Genomic DNA, 13809 nt, shown 5'->3' with positions numbered 1-13809 from the left:
AATTTGTTAAGATTAATGCAGCAGCTTGTCAGTTGCAATGATAAGTAAATAAATCCCGTACCAAATAAGTACACTGCCCAGTGCTATTCGTGCCCATGGGTGATTTAATACTTTATGTAATACTTGTGCGCCCATGCCGATACTTAACATCGCGGGAAACGTACCAAGCGCGAAAAATAGCATGACTAGAGCGCCATCAAGGGCTGTGTTGCTGGTCATCGCCCAGATTAGCGCTGAATAAACTAAACCACAGGGTAACCAACCCCATAATGCGCCATAAGCCATTGCTTTAGGTAATGAGTTGATTGGCATTATAAAACGATTTAGTTTTACCAAGTGCTGCCACACCAAGGTTTTCCCTAGCGATTCCAGCCATTGTAAGCTTGCGCCTAACCGCATGATATACAAGCCAACCAAAATCATAAACAGGCCACTTAAAAACGCTAAAATTAACGCGAACCAATGACTTTGGGTGGCAAAATGGCTGCTGATCCCAGCAACGAGCGCCCCTGCGAGCATATAACTGCCGGCACGACCGATGTTATACGCAATGGAGTACTGCAATGGTCGGGTTTTATCTGTGGCTAATTGTAAGGAGCTGGCAATACCACCACACATTGCTATGCAATGTCCGCTGCCAATAAGGCCCATGATAAAAGCGCTGACAAATAAGGGGTCAATCATTACTTTTTTTATGCTGCTCTTTATCATCTTCAAACAAAATGCTATGGCCTTGTTTGTTTAAATCTGAAAATTGTTCACCGCGAACGGCCCAAAAAAACACTCCAATCGCGATCAGTACAAATAAAATAGCAATTGGAACTAGAATATAAATTATACTCATAATTTTAATAACCTTAGTGAGTTACTGATCACAATGATGGAACTGGCAGACATCCCAATCACAGCCATCCAAGGTGCAACTAGGCCTAATGCCGCAAGCGGTAAGATTGAACCATTATAGAGCAATGAAAGCGCTAAATTTTGCTTTATTATTCGGCGTGTTTTTTTCGATACCGTCAATAAATGCTCGATAGCGGCTAAATCACTATTGAGTAATACCACATCGGCGGTGTTTTTGGAAATATCAGCGCCGGTTTCCATTGCGATAGATAAATGCGCGCTATTAAACACTGGACTGTCGTTGACACCATCTCCTACCATAGCAACAATTTCACCTTGGCTTGACCACAGCTTCACTTCGCTCTGTTTATCCTCTGGTAGACAGCCTACTTTAAAGCTATCAAGTTTGAGCTTCTTAGCAATTTGTTGCCCTGCATTTGAGGCGTCCCCAGTTAGCATGTGACAGGTTAAGCCTTGCTGTTGCAAAGAGGTGATTAAGTTTGCCGCATTACTTTTTACTTCATCTACAAAGTAAAAGTTAGCAACTGGTTGTTGATCAATGTAGAACGTTGCTTGAGCATTACTTTTTTTACTGTTGAACCAACCACTTTTACCAATTGCATAGTTATGATTGTTATCTTCACCGGTGATGCCACAGCCAGGAAGAATTTTAATATTCGTTAAGTCGCGCTGTGCGGGTGTAAACTCATTAAATGCAGTCGCTATAGGGTGTTCGGAGTAACTTTCAAGTTGCGCTGCAAGAGCCAAAATCTGTTTTTTAGATAAAGAATTTGCTAATAAGTCCACAGCATCTAGGCTAAAACGCCCCTGTGTTAACGTGCCTGTTTTATCAAAAGCAACGCGCGTTAATTGTGGTAGTGTTTCTAGCACATGAGACTGCTTAATGAGTATCCCTTTGCGGGTTAAGGTAGCCACCGCGCAGGTTAAGGCGGTTGGAATTGCTAAACTTAGCGCACATGGGCAAGTTGCAACAAGGACCGCAATGGTGATCCAAAAGGCATGTTCAGGGTCAACTTGATACCAGCCGATGGCGGTAAGTGAAGCAAATACCAGCAAACAGGCAACAAACCATTGCGCCACTTTGTCGGTGATTTCCACCAGTTTAGGACGGGTGGCAAGCGCACTGTGCTGCAGTTTAATTATTTGGTTTAAAAGAGTGTTTTGACCAATTTTGTTGATAAGAATTTCAATTACACCATCATGATTTACGGTACCGGCAAAAACTTGATGATCGATGTACTTATTAACTGGTAAATGCTCACCTGTCATCATTGCTTCATCAACGGTGGTGCTGCCAGTGCAAATAACACCATCTGCTGGAATTGTTTCCCCGGCTTTAATTAAGACTCGGTCACCGAGTTTTAATTTTTTAGCTGCAATAATATGTTCGTGGCCGTTTTCATCCAAAGTACGGGCTGTAAGTGGTAATAACTTTTGTAAGTTAGCAGTAAACTCACTGGCTTTAAGACGAGCTCGGAACTCTAAATATTTACCTAGCAATAATAAGAAGGTGAACATACAAATTGATTCAAAATACACTTCACCCACGGCCATCACGGTGGCGTAACTACTTGCGCCATATGCGCCAAAAATAGCCAGGGATACAGGAAGATCCATGTTTAACTGCTTGGCTTTTAAGCCATTAATTGCATTGGTTAAAAAGGGCATAGCACTGTATAAAATAACCGGTGAAGCGAGTATTAAGCTGATCCATCGAAAATACTGTTCAAAGTTTTCTTCCATACCAGAAAACATGCCAAAGTACATGGCGAAAGCAAACATCATCACCTGCATGGTCATTAAGCCTGCTACGCCGAGCCTGCGTATATACGCTTTGGCAACTAGCTGCTTTTGACTTGCTTCAACATCGACTTGAAACGGGTAGGCCTTGTAGCCAATTTCTAATAACGATTTGATAATGTCGCTTAATGGTGTCTGATCTTTATGCCATTGGATCATCGCGCGGTTTGTTGATGTATTTACGTCAACGCGTTTGATTGCGGGTATGTTTAACAGTTGCCTTTCAATCAACCATGCACAGGCAGCGCAAGTGATCCCTTCAACGGTCAATAACACTTCACTGATATCGTTGGTTTGAGAAATAAACTCGTCTTGAATATCTGGGTTATCGTAACTACTAATAAATGCTAATTGCTCAGGAACTAGCTGTTCTACTTTACCAGCGCGCACGGTTCTGAATTTATAATAATCGGTCATGCCTTGAGCAACAATCGTCTCGGCAACGGTTTGACAGCCTATGCAACACATCGGTTGCGCGCTACCGTCTATAACAACAGTAGCGTTAAAACCCGATGGTACACTTTCAAGGCAATGAAAGCAGTTATTAGACATGATGGGGTGACTACTTATATTCAGGACTTATGGCAATACTTTGCTCACTTGGCAAAGTGATGTTTTCTTTTAATTTCCAGCTACCGTCTATCGGCTCAATAAATACAGTATAAGCACCATCAGTATATGGTTCGACAATTGCTGTAAATTCACCATTCGCATTTGGGGTTAAATGAGTACTAAAGTCATGAGCCTGAATCGTTCGGTGATAAAACGATAGTTTTAATGAGTGGATATTACTGGTGTCCCCCTTATTGAATTTAAATCTGACTTTATCAGCTTCGATTAGCAAGTCACCATGTAAATATAACGCTTTAGCTTTCTCGAATTTGCTCAGTTCTAAGTTAATTGCTTTGCCTTTTTTATAGTAATCATCAACCACCATATCAGGACCATTGCCGATCGCAGTTATAAAAAGGGAAATACAACCAATGATGGCAACTAGCGGAAAAAAGATTAAGAACCACGGCCAGAAATTTTTATACCAAGGAGTAGGGGTCATAAATACACTTAATTAGTTTACGATAAGGGCATTTTATAGGATTTAAGTTGAAAAAACTAAAAAAAAGCCTCCAGATGGAGGCTTTTTTGATCTGAATTAATCTATTGAATTAAAACATTAAAATATAAACATTCTATTAACGTTTTAGTTATTTATCTTGCGATAAACTATAAACGTATGCAGTTAATAGATGAATTTTTTCTTCACCTAAAATGTCTTTCCAAGCTGGCATAACACCGGCACGACCGTTGTTAAGTGTTTCTTCAACAGCACGTTGAGAACCACCATATAGCCAGATGTTATCAGTTAAGTTAGGTGCACCAAACGGTAAATTATGTGCAACTGAACCTTTACCATCAGCACCATGACACGCGGCACACATTGCAAACTTAGCTGCACCTGCGGCTGCGTCTTTTTGGTTAACGGTACGACCTGATAAACTTAGTACATGAGCAGTCATTTCTTTAACGCCTTGCTCACCCAATGCAGCACCCCAAGGTGGCATTGCAGCAATACGACCATGTAACAGTGTTTCTTTGATTTTATCTGGCGTGCCACCGTACAACCAATCTTTATCAGTTAGGTTAGGGAAGCCTTGACCACCACGGGCATCAGAACCATGACACTGCGAACAGTTTTGTGCGAATAAACGCTGGCCAATTTCCAGTGCTTTTTCATCAGTAACAAGCGTTTCGATATCTTGCTGAGCATAAGCGGCAAAAATAGGACCAAAACGCTCATCTGCAGCTTCATATTCTTTATCAAGCTTTACAAATTCACCATTCGCTTTGGCTTCTTCAATTGCTTTTTTAGATTCAGCTAAAGAGGTAATACCTTGGTTAGAGCTACTCCATTTAGCAATACCTTCCCAATTACCTAAACCTGGGTATGCTGCTAAGTAGTAAACTGACCATACAAATGTTGCAAAGAACATGTAAGTCCACCACTTAGGTAGCGGATTATTTAGTTCTTCAATACCATCAAATTCGTGCCCGCAGCTTTCACCTTCTTTAACACCAGTGTAGTTTGTTAAATTCCACACTAGTAAGCCAAAAATGATAAATAAGCATGCAAGGGTTAATACAATAACCCATATACTCCAAAAGCTAGTCATTTCTCAGACCCCTTTTCCTCGTTAGAGATTGTATCGTTGTGTTTTTTCTCATCTTCAAAGATGACATTAGCGGCGTCTTTAAAACGAGTTTTACTACGCTTGCTATATGCCCACACAACAATGACAATAAATAGTACTAAAATTACCAGAGTTAAAATGCCTCTGTATGTTCCGTAATCCATAATTAATTACTTCAAGTGCGTGCCAAGTTGTTGCAAATAAGCGATAAGGGCTTGTATTTCTGTCGCACCTTTACCGTCATTCATTGCATCAACTTTAGCAACATCAGCGATTAGTTCTTCATCACTACCATATCCTAAACCAGGGTGAGCTGGGTTTTGTGGATTAATAGCAAATGTATCACGGAAAATTTTAAGCTTTTTCAGAGTAAGGCTAGTGTCAACACGATCCTCTGCTAACCAAGGGAAACCTGGCATGTTTGACTCAGGAACCACAGCACGTGGATTCACTAAGTGAGCATAATGCCAGTCATCCGAGTAACGTTTACCTACGCGTGCTAGGTCAGGACCAGTACGTTTAGAACCCCATTGAAATGGGTGATCCCATACTGATTCACCAGCAACAGAGTAGTGACCGTAACGTTCTACTTCATCACGGAAAGGGCGGATCATTTGTGAGTGACAGTTATAACAACCTTCACGCACATAGATATCGCGACCTTCCATTTCCAGCGCGTTTAGTGGACGTAAACCATCCACTGGCTTTGTTGTATCGTCTTGGAACATCAGTGGAGTGATCTCTACTAATGCGCCGAAGCTGATAGCAAAAACAGTCAAGATAGCCATAAGGCCGATATTTTTTTCGACTATTTCATGTTTGTTTTGTGAATTTTTATTGCTCATCATCTCACTCCGTTATGCTAATTGTGCTTGCGCATCTAATTTCAACGAGTCATTCTTCGCTGAAATTGTACGGTAAACGTTATAAGCCATAACCAGCATGCCTGTGACGATGAACACACCGCCTAAGAAGCGCATAACATAGAAAGGATGTGATGCTTGTAGCGACTGTACAAAGCTGTACATTAATGTACCGTCGGCATTTACTGCACGCCACATTAGACCTTGCATAACACCTGAGATCCACATTGCTACAATGTAAAGTACAACACCCACAGTGTGTAACCAGAAGTGTGTATTAACAAGTTTCACGCTATACATACGACCTTGTGAAAATAACGCAGGGATAAGGTGGTAAATAGCACCGATAGAAATCATTGCAACCCAACCAAGCGCACCAGAGTGAACGTGGCCAACAGTCCAATCAGTGTAATGAGAAAGAGCATTAACTGATTTAATTGCCATCATTGGGCCTTCGAAGGTCGACATACCATAGAAAGACAACGATACAACTAAGAAACGTAGTACTGGATCAGTACGTAGTTTATGCCATGCACCAGATAACGTCATGATACCGTTGATCATACCGCCCCAAGATGGAACGAATAAGATGATTGACATCACCATACCTAAACTTTGTGTCCAATCAGGAAGTGCAGTGTAGTGTAAGTGGTGAGGACCAGCCCAGATATACAGTGATATTAATGCCCAAAAGTGAACAACAGATAAACGGTATGAATAAACTGGACGACCAGCTTGTTTAGGCACGAAATAATACATCATACCCAAGAAACCAGCTGTTAATAGGAAACCTACAGCGTTATGACCGTACCACCACTGAACCATAGCATCTACTGCACCGGCGTAGATTGAGTATGATTTAGTCAGTGATACTGGTACTGCCATGCTGTTAACAATATGAAGTACTGCAACAGTAATGATAAAGCCAGCATAGAACCAGTTAGCAACATAGATATGAGACACTTTACGTTTAGCAATGGTGCCCATAAATACAACTGCATAGGTAACCCAGACAATAGCGATTAGAATATCGATTGGCCACTCAAGCTCAGCATATTCTTTTGAACTTGTTATACCTAGAGGTAGAGTGATAACCGCAAGTACGATAACTAACTGCCAGCCCCAAAATGTAAAGGCGGCTAATTTGTCGGAAAGAAGGCGCGTTTGACAAGTACGTTGAACAACATAATAAGATGTTGCAAAAAGTGCACTGGTACCAAATGCGAAAATAACTGCGTTCGTGTGTAACGGACGTAGTCGAGAGTATGTTAACCATGGTGTATCAAAGTTAAGTGCTGGCCAAGCTAATTGGGCAGCAATCAGAACCCCAATACTCATGCCAACGATGCCCCAAATCACTGTCATAATAGCGAATTGGCGTACAACCTTATAGTTGTACTCAGTTTGTGATGCTACTGTTTGGCTCATTTTCTGGCTTCCGCTGCAATAAATGCGTTTAGAAATGAATTACCCACTTTATAAAGTGGGGCCTACTATTATTCTCAAGTATGTTATCAAAAAACCCTCAATGCCTTGACTGCTTCAGAAAACAAACTCGAGAAACCCTTATTTTTGCGGGGAAATGATAAAATTTTTGGCCTAAAAAAGATAGGTCAATTGCATAAAATTATGACATCAATCAATTTTTCACATGCAGTTGGCTATTTTTTGACACACTTTTGTACATTTGTGTAAGAATTTTGTTCAGTGGTTGTATTTTAACAGTACGCTGATTAGTATCGGCCTTTAATTTATCTAAGGAATACTATGCCAATTAAGCTTTTAGTTGTGTTTTTAAGCGCATTGCATATGTTAATGGCGTGTGGCCCACAACCGCTAAGTATAGAAGCGCAAACTCAAGATGCAAGTTGTCGGCCAAATCAGTTATGCGAGTATGATAATCAGGTGAAAATTTGGTTGAGTGAGCAACAAATAACACCAGAGACGCCTTTTGAAATACATTTATCGTTACCAAGCACATTGTTAGTTCACAGTGCTAAGCTTGAAGGTATCACTATGTATATGGGATATATTCCAGTGTTTTTTGAGCCGCGTAATGATATTTTAGTCGCGCAAGGTATGGTTGGCATTTGTTCCGAGCGCAATATGACCTGGAAGTTGACACTCGAAGTTAAAAATCCACAGGGCCAACTTAAGCAGATATTTTATTACTTTGATGCGACTTATTGATATCAGTTTAATCCATATCAAATCGGAGTGTTGGTTAAGAAGTTTGCTATCCGAAGCTTAGGGTATAGAGTTACGAACGTTCGTTATCAACTATTCTACCCATCTATACACGCAAATTTTGGTACCTTCATTAGCTAAGTATTAGCTGACTTCATGCATTAATAATGCACTGGACCCATTTTTTTAATTGAACCTTTAACCCATCAAAACACTTCAAAGCAATATTTACTGAAATAATACGCTGAATATTAAGTTGAGTATCTATTTGTAAATCAGGGTTTCTAGTTTAAGTCTCGCCTTGAATTTTTATATTTTCAGTAAAATTTATAGAGTGCGCATAAAACCACCTTATTTTGACATTAAGCTGCAATGAACAAAGCTAAACCCCACTATATTGCTATCAAAAAAGTTGCATAGAGCTTAAATACGCAAAATTATTGCATAACTATGGTTAGCAGTTGTTGGTCAGTTTTGCAGTTTTAATAAAATGATGTGATTAACTTGTGAAATTTTCTGATTTAGGTATTTTTATACGTTAATTACATATAATTACAAAATCCATCAGTTTGATTTCATACATGTTTAAAATGTTTTTGTTTGTTCTTAAGTTTATGAATTTAAATTGTATTAAGTAGTTAACAATGAAACATTCATTAACTAACGTACCTGTTGCAGGTTTATCAATAATCGCAAAGATAATTATTGACCACTCATTCAGATTTCATTCAGTTAAATCCGCCTAAGTTGCCATCGCTGACTCGATATTCTCAAATAAAACGAGCGCTACCTGAGCAAGGTATTTCTCCAACAAGTAGGGTTTCACATGAAAAAATCTATGATTGGCTTAGCTGTTGTTACAGCTATTCCTATGTTTTCAACGATGCAAGTAGCAGCAGCTGAAAATGCGGCGCAAACTATCGAAAAAATTCAAGTAACGGGTTCTCGCATTAAGCGTTCAGATATGGAAACCGCTAGCCCAGTTACATTAATTGGCGCCGATGATATTAAAGCAATGGGTGCAACAAGCATCGATAGCGTATTACAAAAGATGACCGCTACAGGCGGCGCAATGACAAACCCTGGTGTTAATAATGGATCTGGCGGTAACGCATCGATTAACCTTCGCGGTTTAGGTTCTCAACGTACTTTAGTGCTTGTTAACGGTCGTCGTATGATCAACTCAGGGACTGGTGCAGCGTCTACCGTTGATTTAAACACTATTCCAGTATCAATGATCAAGCAAATTGAAGTACTTAAAGATGGTGCTTCTGCTGTTTATGGTACTGATGCTGTGGCAGGTGTTGTAAACATCATCCTTAAAAATGACTTTGAAGGTTTAGATTTAAATGTAAACACTGCAATGACTTCAAAGCATGATGCAACTGAAAATTCAATTGATTTTACAGTTGGTACTTCTTTTGATAAAGGTAATATTGTTTTTGGTGCTCAGTACACTAATCGTGGCCAAGCAAGCCAAAGTGATCGTGACTTCTCAAGCTGCCCACTACTAGAAGGCGCAAATGGCCTATATTGTGGTGGTTCTTCATTCAGCGAAGGTGGACACATTCAAAGTAATGTGACGGCTGATATCTTAAATAAAGATGGTGAATTAGAGAAGACGGGTGTTGCTGACGACAGTGGTTTAAGTGGACTAGGCGGTACTTTACATCGCTACACAACAGCAGCTGATGCATACAACTACTCAAAAAGTAGCTATTTATATACACCAATGAATCGTTTAAATATTACGGGTCTTGGTACATATGAACTTACCGACGACACAAGTTTCTTCAGTGAATTCACTTATACTAAACGTTGGTCAGAGCAGCAGTTAGCTCCACAACCAATTAACTTTGCATTTAACTACGATCCAAGCACTATGGGCAATAGCTTATTAGGCCAAACGTATGATAAACGTCAAGTTGTTAATAATGCGTTTGTAGAAGATGCAAATGGTGATTATGTTACAACGCCAACCAACTACGCTGCAGGTGACCCAATTAGCTACCGTCGTCGTATGAGCGAAAGTGGTACTCGTAACTACACCCAAACTGTAGATACTGTGCGCATAGTTGTTGGTGCTGAAGGTGTAATTAATGATTACTCTTGGGATCTTTCTGCAAATTTTGGTCGTAACGATTCAGTAAGTAAAACCAGCAATCTTCACAATGTTTCGGCGTTAAAAGCGGCCGTAGATGCTGGCACATTTAATCCTTTAAATGAAGCTGATTGGGCTCAAGCAAATGTAAATCCTTATATTTACAAAGAACAAGAATCAGGTGGCAGCCAGTTATTTATCGTTGCTGGTTCACTGTCTGGTGAGATGTTTGAACTACCTGCAGGTTATGCTGCATTTGCTGCTGGCGTAGAGCATCGTCAAGAAAAAGCATGGCAAGATCCTGACTCAATTGCTGCACAAGGTCTAGGTAATGATCCTCGTATCGATCCAACAAGTGGCGGCTTTGATGTTGATGAAGCTTATGTCGAATTTGCAATTCCATTATTAGCAGATGCACCTTTAGCGCAAAGTGTTGAATTAAGTGCGGCAATTCGTGCTTTTGATTACAGCACCTTTGGTTCAGATAATACTTGGAAGTTAGGTTTAACTTGGAGAGCAACAGACGAGCTAATGATGCGTGCTGTGCGTTCAACGGCTTTCCGTGCTCCTACTGTTGATGAATTGTATTCAGGTAAAGCAATATCTTATGATGGTGTAACTTACCCTGGCGCAGACGATCAAGCTGAAGTTACTGTTGGTGGTAATACAGCTCTAACTCCAGAAGAAGCTGATACATTAACATTCGGTATCGTGTATGAGCCTGAGTGGATTAGCGGCTTTTCAATGACAGTAGATTACTACGATATTGAAATTGAAAATGCGATCAGTACTTACACTAGTCAATTCGTTGTTGATCAATGTATTAATCCTAGCGGCACAGGTACTACACTGTGTGAAAATACCGGTGCATTTATACGTCCAGATGGCCGTATAGTATTTAATAACCAGTTACGTAATATCGGTTCTGAAAAAACATCAGGTATTGATTTAAACTTAGCGTATTCATTTGATGCATTAGGTGTAGCTTGGAAAGCAGGCTTAGATACAACATATTTAGACGAGTATGTAGTAGACACTGGTGCTGTGATTGATTACCAAGGCTACGTTACAAATGGTAGCGGTGGTTTTGCAGATCTTAAGTCAAACTTCCACCTTACAGCAAGCAGTGATAGCTGGGATGCAACGTATGAAGCCCGTTATATTGCCGGAATGGATAGCTTTACATGTCGTAATGAACCGGGTAAATGTATTGCACCAACGACTCCATCTATTGTATACCACGATATAAGTGGCTCATATATGATAAATGATATCGTGAGTGTTTCAGCTGGTGTAAATAACTTATTTGATAAACAACCACCTTATTACTCAGGTAACTACGATTCAAATACTGATCCGTTCACATATGATGTATTAGGTCGTCGTTTCTTTGCTGGTGTGAATGTTAAACTTTAATCAGTAAGTAACTTTGATTTTATCTAAGGCCTAGTTTTTACTAGGCCTTTTTTTATTGAACAAATGAAAGTGTGGCAGTAAACTAGAGGCATCTTTTTACTTATTAGGAGAGCTGATTGCTAAAACAGGATGAAAACTTATCCTTTATAATTGAACCTGAATTGAGCCCGCGCTCTGAACAGCGCATTGATATGTATTTTTCTATTCCGAATGAAATGGGCATCAATCCGCAAACGTTAACAGAAGAATCGTATTTTAATAACCACTTCAAATCGTATTTAGCGTATAACGCCAATAATATCCATTTACCTTTAGTGCGCAGTCGCTTTGTTAGTAAAAATAAAGGTGAACAACAAGACTATCGGCAAAACCTCAATTTGTATTGTTATCAAGTCCGCCTAGCGATTGATACCGATATCAAAGATACATTGAAGATTGAAGAAGTTGATGAGTTTTATCAGCGCGCTATTGAATTATGTGAACAAAGTCAAAGCTTACTTAAAAAACTAAGGCGTTACACACCAGATGATGAAAAACTGATCTCGTTTTATACCAATGCAGATAACTATCTGAGTTGGCATATTGAGCAGTCGTTTTTAAAATTACTTGACGAAGGGCCTCGTAGCAGTGATTACGCGAAAGAGCGTAATGATCTGATGAATTTTTGTAAAGCCGAGCAAGATTATCGACATGAGCTGCAATATAACTCGGAATCAACCCTTCAGGATGCAAACCGGATCACCAATAAGATGCGTCTTTTACAGCGTTTGATTGAGCATGGTGTGGTGTTAAATCGTAATACTCGTTACCTTAATAGTTATTTAAAACGATTGGTTAAAGGAACCGTTACAGCGATTATAATGGCGCTTGTTATGGTTGTGGTTCTGAATGCGCGGATCTCATTTACCGAAGTGACTGCGACATTAGTGATCATTTTGGGCGCTATTTACGGGATGCGAGAAATTTTTAAAGAAGATATAACACGAGTTATTTGGCGAGCTATTGTGAAAGGGCGGCCAAAATGGCGGTTTCAATTTCGAAATAGTGTAACCAAAGATAAAATAGCTACACAATACATCTGGCTTGAATATACACGCTTTAAACATATTCCAGAGGATGTACGAAAAATATTTTCAAAACGACGTCAACAAAATAAACAAGCAGCGCAATGGCTGCACTTTGCCAGTGAAATTCGGGTTAATGCAAAAGAGTTTTTACCTGGTTATGATAGCTTGCAACAGACCTTGCAGTTTAGTTTAGCGGCGTTTGCGCGGAACTTAAAAAAAGGCGAAGGTAAACTGTATCATCTTGATAGTAATAAAATATCAAAACAAAGTGTGGAGCGCCGCTATCAACTAAATGTAGTGCTTTCATATCAAAATGACGAAGAGATAAAGTATCAGCGTTATAAAATCACTTTAAATAGAAGTAAAATTGTTAGTATTGAGCTTATTTATAGCGAAATGGAATAAAAGTTGTCGTCGATTTTCTTATCTATCAGGTATTATCTCCCTCATTTTACACAGCTTGAGGGGAAGTGATATGCGCTTTCTGATTTCCAGGATGGCCGCAACCAGTCAATGTCCACCACGTAAACCAATGAGTAAAATTATGTGGTCTTTACTTGGGTCATTTTTGGGCATTTATTTGGTTGCTATAATTGGTAAAAGTTTACAGTTTGATCCGTTAACTAATTTATTTTTAATTGGTTCTTTAGGTGCAACTGCAGTGCTTGTTTACGGTGCGCCATTAGCGGAGTTTTCTCAGCCGCGCAATCTTATTGGCGGTCATGCTCTCAGCGCGTTGGTAGGTGTGACTGTGGCAAAACTGCTAACTGCTGATTTAATGTTGGCAAGTGCTTTGGCTGTATCATTATCAGTTGCAGTTATGCACTTAACACGTACTTTGCATCCTCCCGGTGGCGCTACTGCATTGATTGCGGTTATTGGTGGTAATGGTATACAACAGCTTGGTTATTACTATGTGCTTAGCCCTGTGTTGTTTGGTACGACAATTATGCTGTTAGTTGGGTTGCTAGTTAATAATTTATCACGCAATCCTAAACGTCATTATCCTGTTTATTGGTGGTAATAACATTAAGTCAGTAGGTAGTAAGTTTGTTACTACCTACTGCAATGGTTTATTTTTCTAAACCAGTTTTACTGTACAAAGATACTTTGTTTGACACTAAGGTGATTTCAATGTTTTTACTGTCATCGCCCCATGTACAATTTGTGTGTAGGGTTTTTTCAACACAATTATCAGCACTGCCTAAAATAGCTTCTACTGCAGTTTTATCCATGCCAATTTCGATTTTTTCGTAATTCTCTAAGCTTACTTTTGAGCAAGCTGCTAGGCTTAATGCTGCAGCAATAATTAAAAGCTTTTTCAT

At 39.6% G+C, this 13809-nt stretch carries 13 protein-coding genes; 4 read left to right on the top strand and 9 right to left on the bottom strand.

All coding sequences use genetic code 11. The annotated features are described in order from the left end of the window. Window positions 1-12: 12 nt before the first annotated feature. The 8 genes from PSR9079_RS15965 to ccoN all read right to left on the bottom strand — a co-directional run bounded on the left by PSR9079_RS15965 (window position 13) and on the right by ccoN (window position 7141). Complete coding sequence (locus PSR9079_RS15965; RefSeq protein WP_149982390.1) at window positions 13-684, bottom strand: sulfite exporter TauE/SafE family protein; 672 nt, start codon at window positions 682-684, stop codon at window positions 13-15. Next, a complete protein-coding gene (ccoS, locus tag PSR9079_RS15960) occupies window positions 677-844 on the bottom strand; it encodes a cbb3-type cytochrome oxidase assembly protein CcoS (protein WP_145233504.1) in 168 nt (55 codons plus the stop codon). Before ccoS ends, PSR9079_RS15965 begins: the two co-directional genes overlap by 8 nt. Next, window positions 841-3216 (bottom strand): heavy metal translocating P-type ATPase, encoded by a 2376-nt coding sequence (locus PSR9079_RS15955; RefSeq protein WP_149982389.1) that lies wholly within the window; start codon window positions 3214-3216, stop codon window positions 841-843. Before PSR9079_RS15955 ends, ccoS begins: the two co-directional genes overlap by 4 nt. Window positions 3217-3226: 10 nt before the next feature. Beyond that, window positions 3227-3718, bottom strand: a complete 492-nt coding sequence (locus PSR9079_RS15950; protein WP_149982388.1) for a FixH family protein — start codon at window positions 3716-3718, stop codon at window positions 3227-3229. A gap of 148 nt (window positions 3719-3866) precedes the next feature. Further along, entirely contained in the window at window positions 3867-4832 is a 966-nt protein-coding gene (ccoP, locus tag PSR9079_RS15945) for a cytochrome-c oxidase, cbb3-type subunit III (RefSeq protein WP_149982387.1), read from the bottom strand. After that, window positions 4829-5014, bottom strand: a complete 186-nt coding sequence (locus PSR9079_RS15940) for a cbb3-type cytochrome oxidase subunit 3 (protein ID WP_064667100.1) — start codon at window positions 5012-5014, stop codon at window positions 4829-4831. Before PSR9079_RS15940 ends, ccoP begins: the two co-directional genes overlap by 4 nt. Window positions 5015-5020: 6 nt before the next feature. Beyond that, window positions 5021-5695: a cytochrome-c oxidase, cbb3-type subunit II gene (ccoO, locus tag PSR9079_RS15935; protein WP_149982438.1), complete on the bottom strand. Its 675-nt coding sequence runs from the start codon at window positions 5693-5695 to the stop codon at window positions 5021-5023. A gap of 12 nt (window positions 5696-5707) precedes the next feature. Next, window positions 5708-7141 carry a cytochrome-c oxidase, cbb3-type subunit I gene (ccoN, locus tag PSR9079_RS15930; RefSeq protein ID WP_149982386.1) on the bottom strand — a complete coding sequence of 478 codons (1434 nt, stop codon included), beginning with the start codon at window positions 7139-7141 and terminating at the stop codon, window positions 5708-5710. Between the two features lie 339 nt (window positions 7142-7480). Between ccoN and PSR9079_RS15925 the strand changes: the two genes are divergently transcribed. The 4 genes from PSR9079_RS15925 to PSR9079_RS15910 all read left to right on the top strand — a co-directional run bounded on the left by PSR9079_RS15925 (window position 7481) and on the right by PSR9079_RS15910 (window position 13508). Further along, the gene (locus tag PSR9079_RS15925) at window positions 7481-7903 is read left to right on the top strand and encodes a hypothetical protein (protein ID WP_149982385.1); all 423 of its coding nucleotides are present in this window, start codon (window positions 7481-7483) and stop codon (window positions 7901-7903) included. Between the two features lie 823 nt (window positions 7904-8726). After that, a complete protein-coding gene (locus PSR9079_RS15920; protein WP_149982384.1) occupies window positions 8727-11417 on the top strand; it encodes a TonB-dependent receptor in 2691 nt (896 codons plus the stop codon). Between the two features lie 116 nt (window positions 11418-11533). Continuing rightward, complete coding sequence (locus tag PSR9079_RS15915) at window positions 11534-12889, top strand: hypothetical protein (protein ID WP_149982383.1); 1356 nt, start codon at window positions 11534-11536, stop codon at window positions 12887-12889. Between the two features lie 70 nt (window positions 12890-12959). Then, the gene (locus PSR9079_RS15910; RefSeq protein ID WP_149982382.1) at window positions 12960-13508 is read left to right on the top strand and encodes an HPP family protein; all 549 of its coding nucleotides are present in this window, start codon (window positions 12960-12962) and stop codon (window positions 13506-13508) included. Window positions 13509-13557: 49 nt separating this feature from the next. Here PSR9079_RS15910 and PSR9079_RS15905 read toward each other — a convergent pair whose 3' ends face one another. Next, window positions 13558-13809 (bottom strand): DUF3862 domain-containing protein, encoded by a 252-nt coding sequence (locus PSR9079_RS15905; protein ID WP_149982381.1) that lies wholly within the window; start codon window positions 13807-13809, stop codon window positions 13558-13560.

This window comes from Pseudoalteromonas rhizosphaerae, from assembly GCF_902498845.1.
Lineage (GTDB): Bacteria > Pseudomonadota > Gammaproteobacteria > Enterobacterales > Alteromonadaceae > Pseudoalteromonas > Pseudoalteromonas rhizosphaerae.
The sequence above is the reverse complement of the archived record's forward strand: the minus strand, read 5'-3'. Positions and strand labels throughout refer to the sequence as shown.

What these genes read in the sequence shown, in the direction of transcription:
- PSR9079_RS15965 (WP_149982390.1), bottom strand. Translation starts at nt 684, where the DNA reads ATGATTGACCCCTTATTTGTCAGCGCTTTTATCATGGGCCTTATTGGC.
- PSR9079_RS15905 (WP_149982381.1), bottom strand. Translation starts at nt 13,809, where the DNA reads ATGAAAAAGCTTTTAATTATTGCTGCAGCATTAAGCCTAGCAGCTTGC.
- PSR9079_RS15955 (WP_149982389.1), bottom strand. Translation starts at nt 3,216, where the DNA reads ATGTCTAATAACTGCTTTCATTGCCTTGAAAGTGTACCATCGGGTTTT.
- PSR9079_RS15925 (WP_149982385.1), top strand. Translation starts at nt 7,481, where the DNA reads ATGCCAATTAAGCTTTTAGTTGTGTTTTTAAGCGCATTGCATATGTTA.
- ccoN (WP_149982386.1), bottom strand. Translation starts at nt 7,141, where the DNA reads ATGAGCCAAACAGTAGCATCACAAACTGAGTACAACTATAAGGTTGTA.
- ccoP (WP_149982387.1), bottom strand. Translation starts at nt 4,832, where the DNA reads ATGACTAGCTTTTGGAGTATATGGGTTATTGTATTAACCCTTGCATGC.
- PSR9079_RS15920 (WP_149982384.1), top strand. Translation starts at nt 8,727, where the DNA reads ATGAAAAAATCTATGATTGGCTTAGCTGTTGTTACAGCTATTCCTATG.
- PSR9079_RS15910 (WP_149982382.1), top strand. Translation starts at nt 12,960, where the DNA reads ATGCGCTTTCTGATTTCCAGGATGGCCGCAACCAGTCAATGTCCACCA.
- PSR9079_RS15950 (WP_149982388.1), bottom strand. Translation starts at nt 3,718, where the DNA reads ATGACCCCTACTCCTTGGTATAAAAATTTCTGGCCGTGGTTCTTAATC.
- PSR9079_RS15940 (WP_064667100.1), bottom strand. Translation starts at nt 5,014, where the DNA reads ATGGATTACGGAACATACAGAGGCATTTTAACTCTGGTAATTTTAGTA.
- ccoO (WP_149982438.1), bottom strand. Translation starts at nt 5,695, where the DNA reads ATGAGCAATAAAAATTCACAAAACAAACATGAAATAGTCGAAAAAAAT.
- ccoS (WP_145233504.1), bottom strand. Translation starts at nt 844, where the DNA reads ATGAGTATAATTTATATTCTAGTTCCAATTGCTATTTTATTTGTACTG.